Annotated in this window: 19 protein-coding genes; all 19 read right to left on the bottom strand. The window is 64.9% G+C overall.

Annotated features, from left to right (window positions below; genetic code table 11):
- Window positions 1–80: 80 nt before the first annotated feature.
- Complete coding sequence (locus tag SH591_RS13735; RefSeq protein WP_324749582.1) at window positions 81–2,582, bottom strand: TonB-dependent receptor; 2,502 nt, start codon at window positions 2,580–2,582, stop codon at window positions 81–83.
- Window positions 2,583–2,837: 255 nt separating this feature from the next.
- Window positions 2,838–3,899 carry a DNA-directed RNA polymerase subunit alpha gene (locus tag SH591_RS13730; protein ID WP_322832849.1) on the bottom strand — a complete coding sequence of 354 codons (1,062 nt, stop codon included), beginning with the start codon at window positions 3,897–3,899 and terminating at the stop codon, window positions 2,838–2,840.
- A 109-nt stretch (window positions 3,900–4,008) separates the two neighbouring features.
- Window positions 4,009–4,398: a 30S ribosomal protein S11 gene (gene rpsK, locus SH591_RS13725; protein WP_019831586.1), complete on the bottom strand. Its 390-nt coding sequence runs from the start codon at window positions 4,396–4,398 to the stop codon at window positions 4,009–4,011.
- A 42-nt stretch (window positions 4,399–4,440) separates the two neighbouring features.
- Window positions 4,441–4,809: a 30S ribosomal protein S13 gene (gene rpsM / locus SH591_RS13720; RefSeq protein ID WP_324749581.1), complete on the bottom strand. Its 369-nt coding sequence runs from the start codon at window positions 4,807–4,809 to the stop codon at window positions 4,441–4,443.
- Between the two features lie 223 nt (window positions 4,810–5,032).
- Window positions 5,033–5,551: an SRPBCC family protein gene (locus SH591_RS13715; RefSeq protein WP_324749580.1), complete on the bottom strand. Its 519-nt coding sequence runs from the start codon at window positions 5,549–5,551 to the stop codon at window positions 5,033–5,035.
- A 40-nt stretch (window positions 5,552–5,591) separates the two neighbouring features.
- The gene (locus tag SH591_RS13710; protein WP_324749579.1) at window positions 5,592–6,242 is read right to left on the bottom strand and encodes an adenylate kinase; all 651 of its coding nucleotides are present in this window, start codon (window positions 6,240–6,242) and stop codon (window positions 5,592–5,594) included.
- Window positions 6,243–6,264: 22 nt separating this feature from the next.
- The gene (gene secY / locus SH591_RS13705) at window positions 6,265–7,635 is read right to left on the bottom strand and encodes a preprotein translocase subunit SecY (protein ID WP_322832845.1); all 1,371 of its coding nucleotides are present in this window, start codon (window positions 7,633–7,635) and stop codon (window positions 6,265–6,267) included.
- A gap of 98 nt (window positions 7,636–7,733) precedes the next feature.
- Window positions 7,734–8,273 (bottom strand): 50S ribosomal protein L15, encoded by a 540-nt coding sequence (gene rplO / locus SH591_RS13700; RefSeq protein WP_322832844.1) that lies wholly within the window; start codon window positions 8,271–8,273, stop codon window positions 7,734–7,736.
- Between the two features lie 122 nt (window positions 8,274–8,395).
- Window positions 8,396–8,572, bottom strand: a complete 177-nt coding sequence (gene rpmD / locus SH591_RS13695; RefSeq protein ID WP_322832843.1) for a 50S ribosomal protein L30 — start codon at window positions 8,570–8,572, stop codon at window positions 8,396–8,398.
- Between the two features lie 7 nt (window positions 8,573–8,579).
- Window positions 8,580–9,308, bottom strand: coding sequence for a 30S ribosomal protein S5 (rpsE, locus tag SH591_RS13690; protein WP_322832842.1), 729 nt, complete (start codon window positions 9,306–9,308; stop codon window positions 8,580–8,582).
- A 3-nt stretch (window positions 9,309–9,311) separates the two neighbouring features.
- On the bottom strand, window positions 9,312–9,665 hold the full coding sequence (gene rplR, locus SH591_RS13685) for a 50S ribosomal protein L18 (RefSeq protein WP_322832841.1): 354 nt from the start codon (window positions 9,663–9,665) through the stop codon (window positions 9,312–9,314).
- A gap of 3 nt (window positions 9,666–9,668) precedes the next feature.
- The gene (rplF, locus tag SH591_RS13680; RefSeq protein WP_324749578.1) at window positions 9,669–10,202 is read right to left on the bottom strand and encodes a 50S ribosomal protein L6; all 534 of its coding nucleotides are present in this window, start codon (window positions 10,200–10,202) and stop codon (window positions 9,669–9,671) included.
- Window positions 10,202–10,597: a 30S ribosomal protein S8 gene (rpsH, locus tag SH591_RS13675; protein WP_322832839.1), complete on the bottom strand. Its 396-nt coding sequence runs from the start codon at window positions 10,595–10,597 to the stop codon at window positions 10,202–10,204. The genes rplF and rpsH overlap by 1 nt, the downstream gene beginning before the upstream one ends.
- A gap of 10 nt (window positions 10,598–10,607) precedes the next feature.
- On the bottom strand, window positions 10,608–10,913 hold the full coding sequence (gene rpsN, locus SH591_RS13670) for a 30S ribosomal protein S14 (RefSeq protein WP_322832838.1): 306 nt from the start codon (window positions 10,911–10,913) through the stop codon (window positions 10,608–10,610).
- Window positions 10,914–10,952: 39 nt separating this feature from the next.
- Window positions 10,953–11,546, bottom strand: coding sequence for a 50S ribosomal protein L5 (rplE, locus tag SH591_RS13665; protein ID WP_322832837.1), 594 nt, complete (start codon window positions 11,544–11,546; stop codon window positions 10,953–10,955).
- Window positions 11,539–11,859 (bottom strand): 50S ribosomal protein L24, encoded by a 321-nt coding sequence (rplX, locus tag SH591_RS13660; protein WP_322832836.1) that lies wholly within the window; start codon window positions 11,857–11,859, stop codon window positions 11,539–11,541. Before rplX ends, rplE begins: the two co-directional genes overlap by 8 nt.
- Window positions 11,860–11,863: 4 nt before the next feature.
- Window positions 11,864–12,232 (bottom strand): 50S ribosomal protein L14, encoded by a 369-nt coding sequence (rplN, locus tag SH591_RS13655; RefSeq protein ID WP_166039530.1) that lies wholly within the window; start codon window positions 12,230–12,232, stop codon window positions 11,864–11,866.
- A 56-nt stretch (window positions 12,233–12,288) separates the two neighbouring features.
- Window positions 12,289–12,558: a 30S ribosomal protein S17 gene (gene rpsQ / locus SH591_RS13650; RefSeq protein WP_322832835.1), complete on the bottom strand. Its 270-nt coding sequence runs from the start codon at window positions 12,556–12,558 to the stop codon at window positions 12,289–12,291.
- Window positions 12,559–12,567: 9 nt separating this feature from the next.
- Complete coding sequence (gene rpmC / locus SH591_RS13645) at window positions 12,568–12,777, bottom strand: 50S ribosomal protein L29 (RefSeq protein WP_322832834.1); 210 nt, start codon at window positions 12,775–12,777, stop codon at window positions 12,568–12,570.

The raw sequence follows: 12,777 nt of genomic DNA, 5'->3' as shown, positions 1-12,777 counted from the left end.
CGCCGTACGGCGGGCATCGGATCGGAAAGAAAAGGCGCCGGCAGCAATGCGCTGCCGGCGCAGTTTCCCGTCACCTGCGGTCAGAAACCGACGCGCAGGGTGCCGAGCACGGTACGGGGGGCACCGACCGAGAAGTTAGGGTTGTTGGACGCCTGCGACTGGGTGCTGATGTTGCCGAAGTAGAAGGTGCCGAACAAGTTCTGGACGTTGAGCTGGAACCAGGTCTGCGCCAGCCCGAACCGGGCCAGGCTCAGCCGCGCATCAAGATCGACGAGCGTGTAGCCCTTGGTCTTCACGTCGTTCATCTCGGTCGCGAAGCGGTCGCCGACATATTTCACCTGGGCGCCGACCTCGACCGGGCCGAGATTGACCTGGGCGCGACCGCCGAACTGCCACTTCGGAGTCTCGGGCATGAACTTGCCCGCCGTGTTCAGCACCGTCGTGGCGCTGATCACCAGATCCTCCTTGATCTCGGTGTCGATATAGGAACCGAAAGCGTAGAGGGTGAACGCGTCGACCGGCTTGACCGCGATGCTGGCATCGACGCCGTAGCTGTCGACCGCGCCGATATTGCGGTCGAGCGAGATGCCGAGATCCGGATTGAACGAGGAGACGATCCGGTTCTGGAAGGCGATGTGCCAGGCGGTCGCCTGCGCCTGGATGCGGCCCGACGTGTAGCGCAGGCCGAGATCGAACGAGTCGGTCGATTCCGGCTCGGTGTCCATCTGTGGCGTGCGGTAGAGATTGTCGGTGCGCGGCGCCGAGAAGCCCTTGGCATAGCTCGCGAAGACGCTGACGGCGTCGGTCAGGCGATAGGTCGCACCGACATTCGGCAGCAGTTCGTCGAACTTGTAGGTCGCATCGAACGGGGCGAAGAAGGAATTGGCAGGGAACGGCCCTTGCGCGTCGGGCGCGACGATCACGCCCGGACCGCCGGGCTGGCCGGAGCAGGTCGCAAAGCCGCTGCCGCCGGTCTGCGTGTAGCAATATTGGGCGAGCTCGCGCTTGAAGAAGGGCGCGCGAAGGCCGAGCTCGACGCGCAGCGCGCCGTCCAAGAAGCGGCCGACATATTGGCCGGCGACCTGGTGAAGCAGGGCGATCGAGAGGCGGTCGCGCTGCTGGAGCGGATTGCCGTCGCCGTCCAGCACCGGGGTGCCGTTGCGGCCGCTGAACACATTCTCGGGACGCCCGTTCGGATCGAGGAAGCCATATTCGCCGGTCTGGCGATGGCGGCCGCGGTCGAACGTGTAGGCGAGGCGGACGCGGTGCTGCTCGGTGATGTCCCAGATCAACGACGCCGTCACGCCCAGCCGCTTCGTGTTGGTGGTGTTGGGCGTGTAGAGCCGGACCTGGTCGAGCACGTCGCCGTCGCCGTTGAGATCGACCCCGGCCAGCGCGGCGTTCGAGCCGCGCACCATCGCCGAATTCTCGGCCACGACCGTCGTGCCGCCGCCATTGGCGAGTGTGTACTGATAGCTCGGATCGACCGTCAGCAGCACGCCGTCGGCCAGCGTGAAGCGGGACTGGCCGCGGATGTTGCCGGTGTTCGACGGATTGATGCGCAGCCCGTGATAATTGGTGCAGCCGGCGGGGTCGGCGGGATTGGCGCTGGAACCGCGACCGTCATTGTCGGCGACGCCGGCGGTCGGCGCGTCGAGCACGCAGAAAGCGTTGTTCTCGAAGCCGAAGATTGCCTCTTCCTGGGCTCCGGTGAAGTCTCCGACGGTGATCGGGTTTTCCGGGCTGGCGTTGGCGGCGAGCGGGACCGTCGTCGCGCCGAACAGGGTACGCAGGTCGTTCACCGACGGGTTGCGGTAGAAATTGTTGCGGTTGACATTGTAGTGCGCGCCGATCGCCAGGAAATCGCCATCGTCGCCGAGCGGCTGATAAATCCGCGCGTTATACTGCTGCTTGTCGATCTTGCCCGGACCCTTGAACTTGTCGTTGCGGGCGAAGCTCGCCGCCACCATCGCCTTGGTGCCGAAGCTGGTCAGCGTGCCGGTGTCGATCATGCCGAACAGGCGATGATAATCGCTGTCGCCATAGGACGCAGCGACGACCGCCCCGAACGAATCGCCGGGCATGCGGGTGCGGTAGTTGACGGTGCCGCCGGCGGCCGACGCGGTCGGGCTGTCGACCTCGGTCGCGCCGAGATTGACGTTGACCTGGTCGATGATCTCCGGATCGAGCTGCTGGTTGGAATAGATGGCGTAATTGCCGGTGTCGTTGAGCGGCAGGCCGTCCCAGGTCAGCGAGATGCGAGCGCCGTCGAAGCCGCGGACGCGGATGTTGCCGCCCGACGAGCCGTAGGCGTCCGAATTGGTGAAGTTGACGCCCGGGATGAGGTTGATCGTGTTGAGGATCGACTGGCCCGGCGTCTGGCGGGCGATGATCTCCTGGCTGAGCACGGCGCGGGCCTTGGTCGAATCGGGCACGAGGATGCCGTCCACGCCGTTGCTAGTGCGGGCGCCGGTGACCACAATCTCCTCCTCGACCGCGACCGAACCGGTCGACTGCGCCAGAGCGGCGTTCGGCAAAAGGGCAGCGGCGGCGGCGCTGCCCAGCAGAATGAAGTTGCGCATGAAATCTTGTCCCCTTCCGGGCGGAAGCGCCCGACGGGACCGGCTTTGGCGGAGCTTTGTTGCGGTGCAGCGAAGCTTCTGTGCCTGTTTGGATACGGCAAGGTTGCGGTTCTGCGACAGAAGCGGCGGGCGCGCTCAGCGAGGCGGGCTTGATCAGTCGCTCCGACGAGAGCCATCAAACAAAAAGGGCCGCCCCGGCGGGACGGCCCTTCCTGTCCTGTGATCCTCTCGAAGCGCCGCTTCGAGAGAAGAGGATCAGCCCATCAGTTCCTGCTCGAGCTTCTTGGCCATTTCCTCGATATTCTCGGGCGGCCAGCCCGGGATGTCCATGCCGAGGCGCAGGCCCATGGACGAGAGCACTTCCTTGATCTCGTTCAGCGACTTGCGGCCGAAGTTCGGCGTGCGGAGCATCTCGGCCTCGGTCTTCTGAACGAGGTCGCCGATGTAGATGATGTTGTCGTTCTTGAGGCAGTTGGCGCTGCGCACCGAAAGCTCCAGCTCGTCCACCTTCTTGAGGAGGTAGCGGTTGAGCTGGTTGGCGTCGGCCTCGGTCTCGGACGCGGACGGGGCAGCCATGCCGGTCGGCGCGGCGGCGTGGACGAGCGCGTCGTCGAAGTGGACGAACAGCTGCAGCTGGTCCTGGAGGATGCGGGCCGCATAAGCGATCGCATCGTCCGGGGTGATGGTGCCGTCGGTCTCGACCGTCAGCGTCAGCTTGTCATAGTCCAGCTCCTGGCCGACGCGGGTGTTCTCGACCTTGTAGCTGACCTGGCGCACCGGGCTGTACAAAGCGTCGACCGGCACGAGGCCGATCGGCGCGTCGACCGGACGGTTCGAGGCCGCCGGGACGTAGCCCTTACCGACTTCGGCGGTGAGCTCCATGTTGAGCGTCGCGCCTTCGTCGAGGTGGCAGATGACGAGGTCGGGGTTCATCACCTCGATGTCGCCGGTGGTGGCGATCTGGCCGGCGGTGACTTCGCCCGGTCCGGTCGCCGACAATTGCAGGCGCTTCGGCTGATCGCCCTCCATGCGGAGCGCAACCTGCTTGACGTTGAGCACGATGTCGGTGACGTCCTCGCGCACGCCGGCGAGGCTCGAGAATTCGTGCAGCACGCCCTCGATGCGCATCGAGGTCACGGCGGCGCCCTGGAGCGAGGAGAGGAGGACGCGGCGCAGCGAGTTGCCGAGCGTCAGGCCGAAGCCGCGCTCGAGCGGTTCGGCGACGAACGTGGCCTTGCGCCGGCTGTCGCCGCCCGCCTTCTTCTCGAGGGCGTTGGGCTTCTTCATTTCCTGCCAGTTCTTTGCGTTGACGGCCATGATCTTCCCTTGGATCCTTCGGAAGAACGGGGGGTCGCCCTTCCGGATTATGTAGAAACTCGAACCGGCGTACCGCCCGCCGCAGGTGCGGACGGGCGGTACGACGAGATCAGACGCGGCGACGCTTCGACGGGCGGACGCCGTTGTGCGGGATCGGCGTCACGTCGCGGATCGAGGTGATCTGGAAGCCGACCGCCTGCAGCGCGCGAAGCGCCGATTCGCGGCCCGAACCGGGGCCCTTGACCTCGACTTCGAGGGTGCGGACGCCATGTTCGGCGGCCTTCTTGCCGGCGTCTTCCGCGGCCACCTGAGCGGCGTACGGGGTCGACTTGCGGCTGCCCTTGAAGCCCATCATGCCGGCCGAGGACCATGCGATGGCATTGCCCTGGGCGTCGGTGATGGTGATCATCGTGTTGTTGAAGCTGGCGTTCACGTGTGCGACGCCGGCGGTGATGTTCTTGCGCTCGCGCCGACGAAGGCGCTGAGGTTCGCGTGCCATATCTTTTCTATCCTACCTTAGGAGATCACGAAGCCGCGAGGCTTACTTCTTCTTGCCGGCGATCGGCTTGGCCTTGCCCTTGCGGGTGCGCGCATTGGTGTGCGTGCGCTGGCCGCGAACCGGGAGGCCCTTGCGATGACGCAGGCCGCGGTAGCAAGCGAGGTCCATCAGGCGCTTGATGTTCATCGCCACCTGGCGGCGAAGGTCGCCCTCGACGGTGTGACCGGCGTCGATCGCCTCGCGGATCTGGAGCACTTCCTGATCGGTGAGGTCCTGAACGCGACGCTCGGGCGTGATGCCGAGCTTGGCGGTGATCTGCTTGGCCTTGGTGTTACCAATGCCGTGGATGTAGGTGAGCGCGATCTCCACGCGCTTGTTGGTCGGGATATTCACACCCGCAATACGTGCCATATTTACTTTCTCCTGCTCCACAGGACGGCGGGCAAGGCCGTCCCATCTCAGCGCTTTGACACCCGCCAAACGGCCAAAGCCGACGCGCGCACGGGATGCGCCGCCGGGCCGCCGGTCGATCGGGATGGAGCGCAGATAGGGGGACGCCCGGTCGATGTCAACCGCGACACCGCACCCCTGCGTACCAAAAACGACGCGGTTCCGTGCGTTCCGGCCATCCGTGCTAGCGCGCCCCAGCAAGGCGGCTGCGGTACCGCTCCAGCTGCTCGGCCATCACCTTGTCGACGAGCGGCGCCAGCGCTTCCGCCCCGCCCCTCACATAGCCGCCCACGACATAAGACTGGACGATCTCGGTGCCGCCCGCGACGGGCTTCAGGGCCAAGGTCAGGGCGCCGGCCACCCCTTCGGCCTGGAGCGGCCCGAGACCGCCCTGGAGGCGCAGCACGGCGCCGGGCTGGGCATAGATCACGCGCAGATGCTCGATGGCGCCGCCGCCGTCGGTCGTCTCGCAGAAGCAGCCGCCAACCTTGAGATCGAGACGGAGATTGGCCGCCTTGCCCGAATAAGTGTGCGCCGGATTCCACCATTCGCCGATGCGCCCGAGCGCGGCATAGGCCTCGGCAGGCGGCACCGGGACGGTCGCCCGGCTTTCCACCTCGAAGCCGGCGGGCGTCGCGGATTTCACCTCCGCCGCTGCCGGCGAGGCGACCAGCGCGCCAGCGAACAGGACCAGCTTCTTCATGCGCGCGCTCCCCACTGCGTGAGCGGCCAGAGTAACGCGATCAGCGGTCGTCGAGAATAGCCTCGATCGCGCTTTCCACTTCGGTGATCGGCGCCATGCCGTCGACGCGACGCACCAGCCCCTTGGCCTCGTAGAAAGGCAGGATCGGCGCCGTCTTCGCCCGATATTCGACGAGGCGGTTGCGCACCGTCTCCTCATTGTCGTCCGGACGGCGCTTGAACTGATGGCTGCCGCAGACGTCGCAGGTCTCGGGCACCTTCGGCGCCTTGTAGCGATCGTGATAGCCCTCGCCGCAGCTTGCGCAGGTGAAGCGGCCGGTGATGCGGTCGACGAGGGCATCCTCGTCGACGACAAGCTCGATCACCTGGTCGAGTTGCATGCCCTTCTCGGCAAGAAGCGTCTCGAGCGACCCGGCCTGCGCCTCGGTGCGCGGATAGCCGTCGAGAATGAACCCCTTGCGGACATCCTCCTGATCGAGCCGTTCGGACAGGATGCCCGTGACGATCGTGTCGGAGACAAGTCCGCCGGCATCCATCACCGCCTTGGCCTGCAGCCCGACGGGCGTCTTGGCGGCGACCGCCGCGCGCAGCATGTCGCCGGTTGAAAGCTGGATCATGCCCCGGTCAGCCTCGAGCCGACTGGCCTGCGTGCCCTTGCCCGCGCCCGGAGGGCCCAGAAGGATGATGTTCATCGAAACCTACTCCCCCTGGAACTCAGCCGCGCGTGCGGCCGCCCTTGAGCTTCGCCTTCTTGATGAGGTCGCCATATTGGTGGGCGATCAGGTGGCTCTGGATCTGGGTGACCGTGTCCATCGTCACGTTCACGACGATGAGCAGGCTCGTGCCGCCGAGATAGAAGGGAATGCCGGCACGCGCGATCAGGAATTCCGGCACCAGACAGATCAAAGTCAGGTAAGCCGCGCCGATCACGGTGATGCGGGTCAGTACATAATCGAGATATTCCTCGGTGCGCTTGCCGGGACGGATGCCGGGAATGAAGCCGCCATGGCGCTTCAGGTTATCGGCCGTCTCTTCCGGATTGAACACCACGGCGGTGTAGAAGAAGCAGAAGAAGATGATGCCGGCGGCGTAGAGCGCCATGTAGAGCGGCGCACCATGCTGGAGCGCGGTGGTGACCGTGATCAGGACGTCGCCCCAGGTGCTCTCGCCCTGCACGCGATTGCCCGCGAACTGCGCGATCGTCAGCGGCATCAGCAGCAGCGACGAGGCGAAGATCGGCGGAATCACGCCCGCTGTGTTGATCTTCAGCGGCAGGTGCGAGCGCTCCTGCTGCATGGCGCCGCGCGCGCTTTGGCGCTTGGGGTACTGGATCAGGACGCGGCGCTGGGCGCGCTCCATGAAGCAGATGCCGAGAATGAGGCCGAACGCCAGCACGAGGACGCCGATGATCAGGATCGGCGACAAAGTGCCGGTCCGGCCGCCCTCGAAGACCTGCGCGAGCGCAGTCGGCAGCTGGGCGACGATGCCGGCCATGATGATCAGGCTGACGCCGTTGCCGATGCCGCGGCTGGTGATCTGCTCACCGAGCCACATCAGGAACATCGTGCCGCCGACCAGGCTGATCACGGTGGTGACGCGGAACATCATGCCCGGATCGACGACGGCCGAGCCGCCCTGCCCCGAGCCCCAGCCCTCGAGGCCGACGGCGATGAAATAGCCTTGGATCGCAGCCAGGAAAACCGTGCCGTAGCGCGTGTACTGGTTGATCTTCTTGCGGCCGCTCTCGCCCTCTTTCTTGAGGGCGGCGAGCGTCGGCGACATCGAGCTGGCGAGCTGCACGACGATCGAGGCGGTGATGTAGGGCATGACGCCGAGCGCGATGAGGCTCATGCGCTCAAGGCTGCCGCCCGAGAAGGTGTTGAAGAAATCGAGGACCGTGCCGCGGGTCGTATCGAACAGGCTCGCCAGCGCGCGCGGATCGATGCCCGGCAGCGGGATGAAGCTCAGCAGACGGAAAACGATCAGGGCGCCGAGGGTGAACCAGAGACGCTTTTTGAGATCGGTGGCCTTGGCGAAGTTCGCCAGGCTGATATTCGCGGCCAGTTGTTCGGCTTGCGATGCCATAATGTATTCGACCCCGGAAAAAGATGCGGCGGCGGGAGAATGTTCGCCCCCCGCCGCCTCATATAGTGATCGGTTCCGGCTTGTCAGCCGCTAACCGTTCAGGCCTTCGCCTTGGCAGCCTTCTTGGCGGCGGCGCGGGTCGTGCCCTTCTTCGCCGCGGCCTTCTCGGCGGCCGGAATGACCTCGATCACATCGACCGAACCACCGGCAGCTTCGATCGCCTGGCGGGCGCTGGCCGAGAGGCCGGCGACGCGGAAGGCGAGCTTGGTGCTGAAAGTGCCCTTGGCGAGGATGCGGACGCCGTCCTTGCCGCCACGAGCAACGCCAGCGGCCTTGAGCGCGGCGTGATCGATCGTGCCCTTGGCGTCCAGCTTGCCGGCTTCGACCAGCTTCTGGATCTGGCCCAGGTTCACCTCGGCATAGTCCTTGCCGAACGGATTGTTGAAGCCGCGCTTCGGGATCCGCATGTGGAGCGGCATCTGACCGCCCTCGAAGCCCCAGATCGAGACGCCCGAGCGGCTCTTCTGGCCCTTCTGGCCGCGACCGCCGGTCTTGCCGACGCCCGAACCGATGCCGCGGCCGACGCGGACGCGGGACTTACGGGCACCTTTGTTGTCGCGGAGATCGTTGAGATTCATGATTTGCACTCGCTTTCGCTATGTTCGCGCTGGAATTTGAAACACGTTACCCCGGCACGAGGGCCGGGGCTCCGTTCTCATAGTGAGGCGGCTCGTTTTGGCAAGCCGCCCGGTCGAAGGCTTCAGCCTTCGACCTTCACCATGTGCTGCACCTTCTTGATCATGCCGCGCACCTCGGGGGTGTCGCCGAGCTCGACCGTGCGATGCATCTTGTTGAGGCCCAGGCCGATCAGCGTCTTGCGCTGATCGGGGGTGCGCCGGATCGGCGAACCGGTCTGGGTGATCTTGATCGTCGCCATGAGACGCTTACTCCGTCACGGCTTCGGCTTCCGCCGAAGCTTCCGCGCCCGACAGGCCGGCACGACGCGCCATCAGATCGGCAATCTTCTTGCCGCGACGCTGCGCCACCGCCTTGGGGCTGCTCTGATCCTTGAGCGCCTCGAAAGTCGCCCGGATCATGTTGTAGGGGTTCGAGGTGCCGACCGACTTGGTCACCACGTCGGCAACGCCGAGACTCTCGAACACCGCGCGCATCGGACCGCCGGCGATGATGCCGGTGCCCTGCGGCGCCGAGCGGACGTAGACGCGACCCGCACCGAAATGGCCCTTGCCATCATGGTGCAGCGTGCGGCCTTCGCGCAGCGGAACGCGGACCATCGCCTTCTTCGCGGCGGCAGTCGCCTTGGAGATGGCTTCCGGCACTTCGCGCGCCTTGCCATGGCCGAAGCCGGCCCGGCCCTTGCCGTCGCCAACGACGACGAGCGCGGCGAAACCGAAGCGCTTACCGCCCTTCACCGTCTTCGAGACGCGGTTGATGTGGACGAGCTTCTCGACGAGCTCCTCGCCCTCATCCTCGCGATTGCCACCGCGACGATCGTCGCGACGGCCACGGCCGCCACCGCGATTGTCACGGCCGCCGTCGCGACCACGGCCACCGCGGGCGCCGCGTTCGCGGCGGGCCTCGGTCGGCTGACCCTCGGCGGCAACTGCCTCCGGAGCCTGGCCCTCAGGGGCCTGATTGTTTTCGTCAGCCATCGATTAGAACTCCAATCCGCCTTCGCGCGCGGCATCGGCGAGAGCCTTCACGCGGCCGTGGAACAGAAAACCGCCACGATCAAAGATAACACGGGTCACGCCCGCAGCCTTGGCGCGCTCGGCGACACGACGCCCGACATCCTGGGCAGAGCTGGTGGTCGCACCGCCCTTGCCCTTGACGTCCTTGTCGATCGTCGAAGCCGAAGCGACCGTGCGGCCGGCGGCATCGTCGATGACCTGGGCGTAGATGTGCTTGCCCGAGCGATGGATCGACAGGCGCAGGCGATCACCAGCGCGCTTGCGAAGCGCGGTGCGGACGCGTTGACGGCGCCGATCGAAGAGAGACATTTTGGCCATGGCTTACTTCTTCTTGCCTTCTTTGCGGAAGATGAACTCGCCGCGATACTTGATGCCCTTGCCCTTATAGGGCTCCGGCTTGCGCCAACGGCGGATCTCGGCGGCCAGCTGGCCGACCTTCTGCCGATCGATGCCGCTGATCTCGACCGTGGTCTGATCCGGGGTCTTCACCTCGAGGCCTTCCGGCACCGCGATGTTGACGTCGTGGCTGTAGCCGAGCTGCAGGCGCAGGTTCTTGCCCTGGGCCGCGGCGCGGTAGCCGACGCCGGTGATCTCGAGGACCTTGCTGAAACCGTCGGTCACACCGGTGACCAGGTTCTGAACCAGCGTGCGGTGCATGCCCCAGAAGGAGCGTGCGCGCTTGGTCTCGTTGGCCGGCTTCACCACGATACGGCCTTCTTCGATGCCGTAGCTGATGTCGTCGAGCATCGGCATCGTGAGGGTGCCCTTGGGTCCCTTCACCGACAGGATCGAGCCTTCGATCGTGGCCGTGACGTTGCCGGGCAGCGTGACGGGAACTTTACCAATGCGGCTCATCAGAACACCTCCGCCAGCACTTCGCCGCCGACATTCTGGTCGCGCGCTTCCGCGTCGGACAGAACACCCTTCGGCGTCGAGACGATGGTGATGCCGAGGCCGTTGCGGACCCGGGGCAGCTCCTGGCTTCCCGAGTAGACGCGGCGGCCGGGCTTCGAAATGCGCGACACATGCTGGATCGCGGGCTGGCCTTCGAAATATTTCAGCTCGATGCGGAGGCCCTTGTGGGCGCCCAGCGCTTCTTCGCTGTAGCCACGAATGTAGCCTTCGCGCTGGAGCACTTCGAGAACGCGCACGCGGAGCTTGGACGCGGGGGAAACCACGCTGTCCTTGCGCGCCTGCTGGCCGTTACGGATGCGGGTGAGCATATCACCCAGAGGATCGGTCAATGGCATCTTATATACCTTACCAGCTGGACTTCGTCAGACCGGGGATCAGGCCCTTGTTGCCCAGTTCCCGCAGCATGATTCGCGAAAGCCCGAATTTGCGATAGTTGGCGCGCGGACGGCCCGTGATCTGGCAACGGTTGCGGACCCGGGTGGGGTTCGCGTTGCGCGGGATCTCGGCCATCTTGAGACGCGCGATCAGGCGCTCGGTCTCGTCCTTGGACTCGTCGTCCGCAATCGCCCTCAGCTTCGCATACTGGCCGGCATATTTCTTCACCAGCTTCTTGCGACGCTCATTCTTGTTGATCGAACTCAGTTTCGCCATGACTTAAGTTCTCTTCCTTCTCTAGTCCGAAGCGGGCGCTTACGCGGCCTGCTTCTGATCTTCTTCGGTGCGCGGGAACGGGAAATTGAAGAGGCGCAGCAGCTCGCGCGCTTCCTCGTCCGTCTTCGCGGTGGTGGTGACGATGACATCCATGCCGCGCACCTTGTCGATGCGGTCATAGCTGATCTCAGGGAAAATGATCTGTTCCTTGAGACCCATGGCATAGTTGCCACGGCCGTCGAACGACTTCGGGTTGAGGCCGCGGAAGTCGCGAACGCGCGGAAGCGCGATCGTGATCAGCCGGTCCAGGAACTCGTACATACGCTCGCGGCGCAGCGTCACCTTGACACCGATCGGCATGCCTTCACGCAGCTTGAACTGCGCGATCGACTTCTTCGCCTTGGTGATGACAGGCTTCTGGCCGGCGATCAGCTCCATTTCGGCAGCTGCGACGTCGACCTTCTTCTTGTCCTGGGTGGCTTCGCCAACGCCCATGTTGATGACGATCTTTTCGACCCGCGGAACCTCGAGGCGGTTCTTGTAGCCGAACTTCTCCGTCATCGCCTTGACGATGCGGTCGTCATAATCCTTCTTGAGGCGCGGCGTGTAGCCGTCCTTCTTGGCTTCAGCCATTGATCGTCTCCCCGGACCGCGCAGCGACGCGGACCTTGTTGCCGTCGCGCACTTCGAAGCGGACCCGCGTCGGCTTGCCGGTCTTCGGGTCTTCGAGCGCAACCTTGGATACGTGCAGCGGAGCCTCGGCGCGCTCGAGCCCGCCCTGCGGGTTCGCCTGCGTCGGCTTCTTGTGGCGCGTGATGATGTTCACGCCCGCCACGATCACCTTGCCGTCCTTGGGGAGCGACTTGGTGACTTCGCCGTGCTTGCCCTTGTCCTTGCCGGACAGGATGACGACCTTGTCGCCCTTCTTGATCTTCGCAGCAGCCATGATCTTACAAAACCTCCGGCGCGAGCGAGATGATCTTCATGTGCTTCTTCGCGCGCAATTCGCGGACGACCGGGCCGAAGATACGGGTACCGATCGGCTCCTGGTTGTTGTTGACGAGCACCGCCGCGTTGGAATCGAACCGGATGGTCGACCCGTCGGCGCGGTGAATGTCCTTTGCCGTACGCACGATGACGGCCTTGTGAACGTCACCCTTCTTCACGCGGCCGCGCGGGGCCGCTTCCTTGACGGAGACGACGATGATGTCGCCCACGCCGGCAAAGCGGCGCTTAGAACCGCCAAGCACCTTGATGCACTGGACGCGCTTGGCGCCGGAATTGTCAGCGACATCAAGGTTTGACTGCATCTGGATCATCGATCCATTCCTTCTCTCACTTCAACCGGGACCAGCCCGGCGATCAGCTTCAAATGTTAGGCGACGTCAGCCTTGGCCGGGGTGGCGTGCGTGTCGACACGCTCGATCACCTTCCAGGTCTTCAGCTTGGAGATCGGCCGCGTCTCTTCGATGCGGACGGTCTCGCCCTCGTGATACTCATTGCCCTCGTCATGGGCATGATACTTCTTAGACCGCTTGATGATCTTGCCGTAGAGCGGGTGCTTCACCCGCCGTTCGACCTTCACCACGACAGTCTTGTCGGTCTTATCGGAAACGATCGTCCCGGTCAGAATGCGCTTCGGCATGGTAACTCCTTAGGCCTTGGCCTGAGCGGCACGCACGCGCTCGCTCTGCAGCGTCTTGATCCGCGCGATATCGCGGCGAACCTCGCGGACGCGCGACGGCTTCTCGAGCTGGTTGGTGGCGGCCTGGAAGCGGAGGTTGAAGGCCTCGCGCTTCAGTTCGCCCAGCTGCTCCTGAAGCTGGTCGTCTGTCCTGGTCTTGAGATCGTCGATCTTGGCCAT

Source organism: Sphingomonas sp. LY54, from assembly GCF_035594035.1.
In the GTDB taxonomy this organism is placed as follows: Bacteria; Pseudomonadota; Alphaproteobacteria; order Sphingomonadales; family Sphingomonadaceae; genus Allosphingosinicella.
This window is presented reverse-complemented; position numbering and strand designations above follow the sequence as displayed.